Source organism: Legionella brunensis (genome assembly GCF_001467025.1).
Lineage (GTDB): Bacteria > Pseudomonadota > Gammaproteobacteria > Legionellales > Legionellaceae > Tatlockia > Tatlockia brunensis.
The window spans coordinates 1-10897 of the sequence record NZ_LNXV01000014.1; the positions used below are offsets into that span (position 1 = coordinate 1).

Consider the following 10897-nt stretch of genomic DNA (forward strand, 5'->3'; position numbering starts at 1 on the left):
GTTGAACCTCAGGAGCTTGTTGAACCTCAGGAGCTTGTTGAACCTCAGGAGCTTGTTGAACCTCAGGAGCTTGTTGAACCTCAGGAGCCTGTTGAACCTCAGGAGGCTGTTGAACCTCAGGAGGCTGTTGAACCTCGGTAGGCTGTTGTGTAGTAGGTTGGGTTTCCGTAGTTTGTGGCCCCCCTGTTTGCTGATTGGTTAATTCTTCTGTTTGTTCAGGAGTTAAAGGCTTACCTGGATCTTTTACCAATAAGGGTTGCTCTTGTGAAAATGCCGCTGGTGCCGGTGGAGGCTCAGTTTTTATCACAGCGGTTTCATTAACTATTTCACTGCTGGGCATCGCTGTTGCTGTTTGATTCCCACCTTGAACACTAATAGACTCGGGAGTTACCGCAGCAATTGGTGACTTAGGTGCTGAGGCTAATGTTTCCGGCGTTACTTGAACGGCTGTAGTACTGATCGGTGCAGATTGTACAAATACGGTTGTTGGTACTGCAGTAATACCATTGGGTACATTGATATTTTGATAAGTAATATTGACGCGTGGGGAATTATAAATATTGTTAACATAAGTTTGATTTATAACCGTATTACTGATGTTAACTTGAATAAAATAATTACGATTAACTTGATAAGGGGGTATATAAATTTCACCCGGAGCAAGAGGAAACCAAGCAATACCTGGCTCCCCTCCAATTTGTAGCTTAAATTGCCTACCTCCCACAAAAGCCACTAAAGCCGGCGCATAAACAGGAGTTATGTGCCTGGGACCAGGAACCCAAGACCATTGATTTTGGAATCTAATCCAGCGACCGTAGTGAAATGGTGCAAACCCCCAAGGCTGTTCATCAACCCAAGTCCATCCCCAATGCCTCAACCATATCCAATGCCCAGTTCTATAAGGAGCCCAATTGGATGCCTTTACATGAGGAACCCAAACACGACCATAGGTCTTAATCACTTTCCAAGTGCCATAGAACTCAAGATCTTCGTAACCAATGAGTTCTGGGGAGACATAATTAGCTGCCTTTTTTCCAACACGGCGATCGCGTTCTAAACTCCAACGATCAAACTCATCAGTAGGACCAATGGCTGAACACTGATACCCTTTTAAATTGTTGCCAGTAAAACGACAAGATTGCCCTTCCTTGATCTTGAAAGAAGCATTTTTGCCATAAATAGTGGCACTCCCTTTATGGACAATAACCACAGTAACATCTTTTTTGCTATCTACATCAATGCGATAGTAACCAGATTTAGTGGTAGTAAAAGCAATATTAGGCGTATCAATTTCATAGCGCCTATTTTTATTGATCGATTTAACACTTAAACTCAACATACCATTAGTCTGCTGGAATTGAGCAATCTGACTATTGAGATTCAAAATTTTCAAACTAGTTTGCTCACCTAAGCGAACTGCAGCTGTGCCTAGTTGTAGCTCTACCAGCGCGTCAATATCAGACCATAATTGATCACCAATAATTAACGGCCTATTTAAACTAACTTTGCTCCATTTATTAATGCCTGCCGGTGAAAAACTTATTATCCCTTGCATATAGCTTAAACGAGCAACAGTAGGCGTCACAGCTGTTGCTGCCAAACTTGGGGTTATAAACAGGGTGGATGCTAATAACAAATAACTAAAGAGTTTTATGGCTTTTTTCATAATGCTTCCTGCGTTGAACTGATTACCCATTCAATCGGATAATTTTTCTCAAGTTATATTGTTAAGTATGAACCCTATCGAGCGATTATTCTATTAAGCTTTATTTTTTGATCACATACTCAACTTTATGTTATTAATGTTTACTTAATTGTCGTGGTTTATAATAACTCAATTTTTATTGAATCAGACCAGAGGAAAAAATGCCTAAACCAAAAATTGAATACATCGTTTCTATGGGGGATAGTCTTTCTGATCCAGCACCAGGTACCATGGATCACAGGAAATTATTCGGTATTATCCCTATGGATGGTTTGAGTGGCTTAAAAGGGAATTCACCTAAAGGTGCTTTTACGAATGGTGATGTATGGATAACTGATTTTGGTCTTGAATATGCTGAAAAAGATCTAGCAGAAAGAGGCAAGATCACTCTTGAAAACCTCGATAAAATTCGTGATCTTGATCTAGCTAGCTATAGACGTATTGATTATAAAGGCCAAGACTTCGTCCGATATTATGATGAAGGTGGTTTAACTTCTTATAATTACTCTGGAAGAATAACAGCCAATCTAAAACTTTTGGCTACAGAAGAGATTGTCTCTACCCTTGATCAAAAACGCGACTTGTTGTTTGCAGATGATAAGGCACGTGGCATTACCGAGCAACATAAAAAACACACCTTAGTTGTTGAATGGTCAGGTGCCAATGACTTAATTACTGTTAACTCTAAGCCCACTGAAGAAGAGGCTAAAAAAGCTGTTGAAGCCAGGCTCCACAACGTCAAAGAATTAATCAAAAAAGGTTACCGTCATTTTGCTTTATTTAATTTACCAGATTTATCACTCACACCTCACTTCCAGGCACTCTCTAAAAAAGAACAAGAAAACGCGAAAAAAGTTTGTCTGTATTTTAATCGCCTCTTAGAAGAGGGAATGAAAAAGCTAAGTGAAGAACATGAAGATTGTTCACTTAATGTCTTTGACGTTAATAAATTCTTTACTCAAGCTTATGAGAACCCTGAAAAGTTCGGGCTTGATCCTGCAAAATTGCATAAGCCTTTTATTGAATCAGAAGACTTTAAAAAGTCCAAAACCTATGCTCCAGGCTATATGTTCTGGGATGACAAACACCCAACAGCCCGCGTTCATGAATTGTTAGCTGAAAACTTTTATAGCGAGTATGAGGAAAAATATCATTTTACAGCACCTCATGAATCACTAATTACCCTATTTCGTGAGAATTATGGCCAGCGATGGGAAGATGATATGAATGGTTGGTTTGGTTTCTTTAGACAATCAAATCTCCCTAATTACAAATCACCTCATCTACAGTTAACAGCGATATTAAAGCATGCATTGTATGAGGGTGGGGACCGTACCCGTGACACTATTATTCATTTAGGTTGGATCAATTCAAAAAACGAATTAATTTCAAATAATCCTGCCTTAGTGAGTGCATGGGAAATGATTATGGAAAAACAAGAAGATAACTCTATAGAATTGAGTGCTGTTTCTCTCTTCAATTACGAATAATTAGATAACCTAAAAAGGTTATCTAAATTCATCTAGATTGATTAATTGCTTAAAGATTATCCGTCGTATCCTATGGGTAATCTTTAAGGATTGTATCCAAGCAGGGAATATAGTCCGTATCTTTTTTTATCTCATTGGAAGTGCCTAAGAAAAACGAAATTCTCTTGTGAATAGCTGGGGTTAGTATAGAGAGAAAAGCCACCTGATTCTTTGGTGTTTGCAACAATTCACTTATTTTATTTAGCTGAGTGACGCAGGCTTGTATATTAACATGATGTTCACTTAAGCCCGCTTGTAATAACTTGCTCTTAACCTCTTGAAAATATTAGGCAGCAATTTTTAATTTTTCGCATCTTAATCGTTCATCACTGCATGCCCTACCAGAAAGGTAATAAAGCAATCCCAAATCATAATCACTAAACGCATAATTGGTAATACCAAGTGCTTTATTCGAAGGTAATAGAGAATTGTAAAAACTTTCCTTTAATTGGCGTGCTTTTTCAATTATCTGCAAACATTCATCAAAATTTTTATAGCCATTTTGAATAAATAACTCAACACCATACTGACTCATAAGACAGGCTACATCAAATTTATTATCCTCGGTCAGGATTTTATCCGCTAGCTGAAATTGTAACCAGGGAATAAAATTCCCGATGGCTTCTTTTAATTGGCTAAACGTTTTTTCTACTTCTGTTGATATAACCTAATTTTCCCCTGCGCCAATCGCACAAAAACAGGATTTTTTTTATCTTCAATCGTTTCTAATTGCAATTCGAATTTTTTTATTTCGGATTCAATTACCTGCCGCAAGCTGCAAAATAATGCTGTAGAAATAATTCCGAAATAAATCTGGCTGGTGTTGTGTCGCAAAATGCTCAGTATGTTGTGAATAAATCACATATGCCATTTCTAAGTTTTTCCGAGATTTTTCAAATTGCTGGCTTTTAATATAAAGCAAAGCTCAACATTGATAGAGTAATTCAATATTAGTGTGTGTCTCTGTTTTAAAATAATTTTTCTTTTTTTCTAAAGAAGAGGCAAAAGCTCTTCCGCTTCCTTATAAAACCCCATTGCATTCAAAACATCGGCATGATCATGCTCGAGATAACCAAATTCAATGTCATTTTCTGATAAATATTTTAAGCGTATCTTTTTTGCTTCATCCTATTTGCCTCATCCTTTGAAAAGGAGTCCATTAAGCCACGATCAAATTTATTCTGCAAAGAGTGCAATCAGCCTCTAGAACAATAGGGCTATTTTTATTGTGATAGGGGTGTATCGATGTCTACTATAGTTCTGATCTCCTGAAATTAAACTAGGAGATAGTTTACGCTACTAAATACACTTAATGGTTCGTCAACTTCATCTATTATCGGAGAGTGGGTGCCATTTGAAAATGTGCCGAATATATTTAGCAAGGTTGCATTTAAATTATTCTCTTCTATCAGTGGACTAGGAGAAATCACTACATCTAGTCCTCCCACAGGGGGCACTACATTATTTCCAAGGGTATTTAAAGCAAAGGTGTTATTAGACCATTCATTTAATATTTGTTGACCTACCTGCTTATTAAATTCTTTTGGCTTGTCATTTTTAGGATCGATCCCTAAGTAATCGATTACCTCTTGAAGAGATAAAGGTGCTTCCCGCAAATGCTTTTCGCCACCAATTTGTAGAAATAAAAAAGTATTGGTTTGTGTTTTAAGTAATTTTTTTGTATCAATAGGCCAGTAATAGGTTGCATGCGTGTGTGGATCACAAGAAACCTTATCGAATCCTTCTGAAATTGCTTTAATAGCAAATTCACTTTCTTTCTCTTCTTTTTTGATTTCCACTAAATAAACGTGTGTTTCTTCATCGACAAAGAGTATCTTGAGTAATAACATCAAAGTACTTAGGCATAACAATCCTACAAACACAAAAAAATCCACTTTGATTTATTTTAACTCAATTGTCAACTATTTAGAGCACTTCCTCTGTAAAAAATCTGTCATGTCCACAATGAAATGGACTCAATCCTGGCAAGTTCCCCATCAACTTCTTATTTCGGAATATCCAGGCCTAAGGTATCATGGCCAACATTCTACAAATCCGGATTTTGTTTAAATGAACATTGAAAATATCATTACTGAATTACTCGCTAAGATTAAAGACAAAACTCTTGATTTAACTGTCCAGCAGATGGGATTAAAACCCACGATTCACATCAGCGATACAGAAATAACCCTGGAATTAAAGGCCGGATTCCCTACTAAGCCTCTAGAACAAAGCTTGCTACCCCTTCTTAAGGAAGCCCTACAACAAGCATTGCCTCATCATCAAATCAAAATCTCTTTGGATTTTTTTGTAAAAGCACATCGCACCCAACTTGTTGGCAAAGGCTTACGAGGAGTAAAAAATGTCATTGCTGTGGGCTCTGGCAAAGGTGGCGTGGGCAAATCAACAGTTGCTGTCAACATAGCAGTTTCTCTAGCCCTTTCAGGTGCTAAAGTAGGTATTCTTGATGCCGATATTTATGGCCCCAGCATTCCGCTTATGTTGGGAGAAACTTCGCCTGTTAAGGTCAGCGGTGAAAATTATCTTCCAGTCCTGGCTCATGGAATTTATGCCATGTCGATTGGTTATCTCACTGATAGCCAAGAAGCCTTAATTTGGCGAGGCCCTATGCTTGCCAAATCCTTAATACAAATGCTCGATTTAACGCTCTGGGATGAGCTGGATTATTTATTGATTGATTTGCCACCAGGTACTGGTGATATCCAATTAAGCCTCGTGCAAAAAATTCCTTTATCAGGTGCTGTAGTTGTCACCACGCCACAAAATGTAGCGACTTTAGATGCACAAAAAGCCATTAAGATGTTTACAAGAACAAATATTGACGTACTTGGCTTAATAGAGAATATGTCATTGCATATCTGCAGCCAATGCGGACATCAGGAGGCTATTTTTGGTCACGGTGGCGGCGAAAAAATCAGCGAATCGTTTGCGATTCCGCTGCTTGGTCAACTGCCATTAGATAAGCAAATTCAACACCAGTGTGATGAAGGGAAACCAACAGCAATGCAAAGCAATGAATTAGCGGCTGCTTTCATGAAATCTGCTCTGCATACTGCTGTTATTTTAGCCCAAAGACCTCTTAATTACATGGACAAGTTTCCAAACATTGTTGTTGAATAATTAATACACCAACTGATTTTAGCATGAACTTCCCCCCTGCCGCTCAATTTTCATGCTAAACTAACGGGAATTCGCCTAGTGATATAAATGCTTTATATTGCTAGAAAATAGAAATATATTGAATTTAATATTCCCGTTAAATTTTTAAAGGTAACGAAGATCAATGTCTGAAAACTATACAGCTGAAGCCATAGAAGTGTTAAGCGGCCTAGAACCAGTTCAGCGCCGTCCAGGTATGTATACTGACACAACCAGACCCAATCATTTAGCACAAGAAGTCATTGACAATAGCGTGGACGAAGTGATTGCAGGCTTCGCTAGCCAGATCATCGTCATTCTGCATGAAGATGGATCCATTGAAGTCGAAGATAATGGCCGTGGCATGCCAGTTGATCTTCACCCACAACTTGGTTTGAGTGGCGTGGAAGTAATCATGACGCGTCTTCATGCCGGCGGTAAATTTTCTGACAAAAATTATAGTTTTTCTGGTGGCTTACACGGTGTTGGGGTTTCTGTAGTTAATGCCTTGTCTGAACGAGTCGAGGTAACCATTAAACGCAACGGCGTTATTTATAGCATGACTTTTGCGAATGGTGACAAACTGCACGAACTTAATGAAATCGGTGTTACTAAAAAACGCGACACGGGAACAACTATTCGTTTTTGGCCTAATGCCAAATATTTTGACACTACGAAAATTTCAGTCAAACACCTGACTCATGTTCTACGTGCTAAAGCAGTTTTATGTCCTGGCCTAGCCATGACGTTTATTAATAAAGCGACTCAAGAAGAAATTCACTGGTGTTACGAAAAGGGCTTGGCTGACTATTTACTTCAATCGCTGCCTTCTGATTATTTTCCAGACGAACCCTTTGTTGGCGAGTTTGCCAGTGAAGAAGCAACTGCTGATTGGGCTTTAGCTTGGACAACCACCGCAAACAGCGGCTTAAGCGAAAGTTATGTCAATTTAATTCCAACAGTACAAGGTGGAACCCATGTTAATGGCTTACGAGCCGGACTTTATGATGCGTTATCAGAGTTTTGTGAACTGCGTAATTTATTGCCTCGAGGCGTCAAACTAACCGCCGATGATCTCTGGGAGCCCTGTCAATATGTTCTCTCAGTAAAAATGAAAGAGCCGCAATTTGCCGGACAAACTAAGGAGCGCTTAAGTTCACGTCAAATGGCTAGCTTTGTCGGGAATGTCGTTAAAGATGCTTTTGCACTTTGGCTTAATCAGCATCGTAGTCAAGGTGAAATTATTGCTGCCTTTGCAATCGAACGAGCACAGAAACGCTTGCGACAAGCAAAGCAAGTAGCCCGTAAGCGCATTAGCCAAGGTCCCGCCCTACCTGGGAAATTAGCCGACTGTTTACAACAAGATCTCAATCAAGCTGAACTATTCTTAGTTGAAGGAGACTCCGCTGGTGGCTCCGCGAAACAAGCACGCAATAAAGACTATCAAGCCATATTACCGTTACGTGGAAAAATACTAAATTCTTGGGAAGTAGACTCTGCTGAAGTTTTAGCGTCACAAGAAATCCATGATATTTCCGTCGCTATCGGCGTTGATCCGGGCTCGAATGACCTCTCGGGTCTTCGCTACGGCAAACTCTGTATTCTTGCTGATGCAGATTCTGACGGTGCTCATATAGCGACACTTTTGTGTGCTTTATTCTTAAGACACTTCAAACCTTTAGTACAAGCAGGCCATGTTTTTGTGGCAATGCCACCTCTTTATCGCGTTGATGCCGGTAAAGAGGTGCACTACGCGCTGGATGATGAAGAAAAGCAAAAAATAGTTAACAAACTCGGTAAAACCAGCAAAGCAAAAATCAATGTGCAGCGCTTCAAAGGGCTTGGTGAAATGAATCCGATTCAACTTCGGGAAACCACTATGGATCCTAATACAAGACGCCTAGTACAACTAACTCTAGAAGATGAACAAGAGACAATGGCACTTATGGATATGATGCTAGCTAAAAAAAGAGCCGCTGATCGCAAACTTTGGCTGGAAACTAAAGGCAATTTAGCTGAAGTCTAATTAATTTTTCGTGAGCAATCTATTTTTCAGCCAATAGACATGTTTCTTGTGTTATGAATGATTCACAATCTTTTCATTGCTTCAAACCAATTACCACTTTAATAAAGGGACTAAATTGGAGTAATCATCTGTCCATAAGCGATTGTTATTTTCTATCACAAAACGCCATCCCGCACTACGCATTAAAGAGACAGAAAATTCTTGATTTGAGGTCAGTAGCACCCATTCTGAAGCAAACTGCCCCATTTTAGTATTTTCCTCTTGCAGTTTTTGTAAAACAATCAAATCAAGCTGCCGACCAACTGCTGTCAAGACAGGCAGCAAACGTAAATGACGATTGCTCACATGCACTAAGATAACCCCATCATTGGGAGTAATTTTTTGTAAATATAATTTGAAGGCTTCAAGTGTTAATAAATGAATAGGGATTGCATCAGAGGAAAAAGCATCGATGACCAATAAATCAGCCTCAGCATTTTTCGTCTTTTGCATGACTGAACGACCATCGCCTTGTAATACAGTAGTCTGCGGAGGACAATCTTTTAAATAAGTAAATAATTCAGTATTCGTAGCGATATCAATCACCTGGCTATCGATATCTACCATTTTAACACTGTCCTCTTTACGATACTGACAAGCCATCATTCCAGTTCCCAAGCCTAAAATAATAGCTCGCAATGGCTTTTTCTTCTGTTGTAGAAGCTGTACGACTTTTGAAGGGGGCCCATAGTACCCCAGCGCACCATTCGTTTGATTATCAGGTTGCTGCAATTGAAAACCATGAACCGTATTTTGGCTAATCAACACATGTGAACCCACCATAGCCAATACTTGTTTGATACCATAAAAATTACGTTGTTGCGCCAGGATCTTGTTCTGTTGTAGCCCAGGAAAAAATAAGAAAATAAATAAAATGCTTACACCAGCAAACAGGCTTAGCTTATTACCAGGCCAGATAACAATGACGCACAGCGCCGCAAGTTCAGCAATATGATATCGTTTAAACTCTAATAACCATCCCGTGTTAGGCAAAAGATAATTGATGAGCAATATTGCCAATACAATAAAAGGCATTAGCCTCGTATTTTTCGATCGAGTGACAGGAATACAAAACATCGCCAATGCTAACACCAAAGGATATTCATAAGCTCCATTAAAAACTCTCAGTGCCACAAAACTATTAAAGATTCCTGCTAATACCCCACCTAAAGCTAAGCAAAAATAAAAAACGGTCAATTGGTTAACAGGTGGACGCTTTGCTACTAATTGACCATGACATAGCAAAGCTAGGATAAAGAAATTTAGCAGATGAAAAAAAATATATTGCCATCCTTGTAATGAATTATTACCAAAAATAAAACTGATAACAGGGAAAATCAGAAAAAATAAAGTGTTACGTTCAACCCATGTTAGGGAAATTATAGGACGTCTAGCAAAAGTTATAACAAAAGATAGTAGATAAAGTGCTAAAGGAAGAATCCAAAGTAGAGGCGTTGCTGCAATATCCGTTGAAATATAAAACGTCACGCCTAAAAGTAAACTGCAAGGAATAAAGCTATAACCAATCCATTGCAACATCATTGAATAAGATAAATGAATTTTTTCAAGTTTTGGTTTTAATAATTGCTGATAAGAGAAACCAAAAAAAATCAGCAATAAAAAAACAATATAAATGCAATAACCAATATTCCAATAATAAAACTGTTTTCTTAATCCTATGTAATGCTCAATTAGCCAGGGATAAGCCAATAATGCCAATAAACTACCCACATTACTTGCTACATATAAAAAATAAGGATCACTCGCTTTTTTATCTTTTGTTTGACTATAAGCAAATTGCAGGAGCGGAGCTGAGGCTGCAATCACCAATAAAGGAAGGCCTAATTGATAAATTAAGTTGTGTAAAATTGTAAATTCGGGTTCTCCTTGCTCAGAAGAAATCATAAGCAACAATGGTAAACTTAGTACACTTAATATGATGAGGAGTGTATGGGATAAACGCCACCAAATAGCCGTGAATTGACTGAGTAACCACGCATAACCATAAGCAAACAATAGCAGTGATTGGAAAAAAAACATGCAAACAGTCCACACTGCTGGGGTACCACCATAGGCTGGCAACAAAACTTTAGCCACCATGGGTTGAATAACAAACAAAAGACTAGCGCTTAAAAAAAGGCTAATTGAAAAAAGAAGTTGCATTATTCAATTACTCTGAAATCCTTTTAAAGGAGGCATTTTGGCCGATAATGCAGGATTAAGAAAGTTTTTATTTCGTTATATAATTTATTATTACCGGTACTGAGACACCAAATTCTTCATTGAGATGCTCAGCACCATTGCACATTTATTTAATTGTTAGGTTATTAGCTTCCGCCGTTAAAGAGTTATTCGGTAGTGTTTAAATAACTGTGTCATCTCTTTTAACTTGTTATAATTTCAACACTTAAAAGAGGTGCCCATGAGTAAGAATAAAAA

General features: G+C 38.4%; 7 protein-coding genes. 3 read left to right on the forward strand and 4 right to left on the reverse strand.

The window, feature by feature from the left end; translation table 11 throughout:
* The coding region (locus tag Lbru_RS08320) for a DUF6600 domain-containing protein (protein ID WP_058441738.1) at positions 1-1666 on the reverse strand (1666 nt) is incomplete at its 3' end.
* A 200-nt stretch (positions 1667-1866) separates the two neighbouring features.
* Between Lbru_RS08320 and Lbru_RS08325 the strand changes: the two genes are divergently transcribed.
* A complete protein-coding gene (locus Lbru_RS08325; protein WP_058441739.1) occupies positions 1867-3195 on the forward strand; it encodes an SGNH/GDSL hydrolase family protein in 1329 nt (442 codons plus the stop codon).
* A gap of 325 nt (positions 3196-3520) precedes the next feature.
* Here the strand turns inward: Lbru_RS08325 and Lbru_RS08330 are convergent, their stop codons facing one another.
* Together Lbru_RS08330 and Lbru_RS08335 are read right to left on the reverse strand one after the other, a co-directional pair.
* The gene (locus tag Lbru_RS08330; RefSeq protein ID WP_058441740.1) at positions 3521-3769 is read right to left on the reverse strand and encodes a hypothetical protein; all 249 of its coding nucleotides are present in this window, start codon (positions 3767-3769) and stop codon (positions 3521-3523) included.
* A gap of 739 nt (positions 3770-4508) precedes the next feature.
* The gene (locus Lbru_RS08335; protein ID WP_131793598.1) at positions 4509-5129 is read right to left on the reverse strand and encodes a hypothetical protein; all 621 of its coding nucleotides are present in this window, start codon (positions 5127-5129) and stop codon (positions 4509-4511) included.
* Between the two features lie 175 nt (positions 5130-5304).
* Between Lbru_RS08335 and apbC the strand changes: the two genes are divergently transcribed.
* Positions 5305-6375: an iron-sulfur cluster carrier protein ApbC gene (gene apbC, locus Lbru_RS08340; protein ID WP_058441742.1), complete on the forward strand. Its 1071-nt coding sequence runs from the start codon at positions 5305-5307 to the stop codon at positions 6373-6375.
* Between the two features lie 163 nt (positions 6376-6538).
* Positions 6539-8419, forward strand: coding sequence for a DNA topoisomerase IV subunit B (gene parE / locus Lbru_RS08345; RefSeq protein WP_058441743.1), 1881 nt, complete (start codon positions 6539-6541; stop codon positions 8417-8419).
* Between the two features lie 90 nt (positions 8420-8509).
* Here parE and Lbru_RS08350 read toward each other — a convergent pair whose 3' ends face one another.
* Positions 8510-10621 (reverse strand): fused MFS/spermidine synthase, encoded by a 2112-nt coding sequence (locus tag Lbru_RS08350; RefSeq protein ID WP_058441744.1) that lies wholly within the window; start codon positions 10619-10621, stop codon positions 8510-8512.
* Positions 10622-10897: the final 276 nt, after the last annotated feature.

Excerpts from the sequence above, each read along its gene's own strand:
- Lbru_RS08325 (WP_058441739.1), top strand. The coding sequence starts at position 1,867 with ATGCCTAAACCAAAAATTGAATACATCGTTTCTATGGGGGATAGTCTT.
- apbC (WP_058441742.1), top strand. The coding sequence starts at position 5,305 with ATGAACATTGAAAATATCATTACTGAATTACTCGCTAAGATTAAAGAC.
- parE (WP_058441743.1), top strand. The coding sequence starts at position 6,539 with ATGTCTGAAAACTATACAGCTGAAGCCATAGAAGTGTTAAGCGGCCTA.
- Lbru_RS08330 (WP_058441740.1), bottom strand. The coding sequence starts at position 3,769 with ATGAGTCAGTATGGTGTTGAGTTATTTATTCAAAATGGCTATAAAAAT.
- Lbru_RS08350 (WP_058441744.1), bottom strand. The coding sequence starts at position 10,621 with ATGCAACTTCTTTTTTCAATTAGCCTTTTTTTAAGCGCTAGTCTTTTG.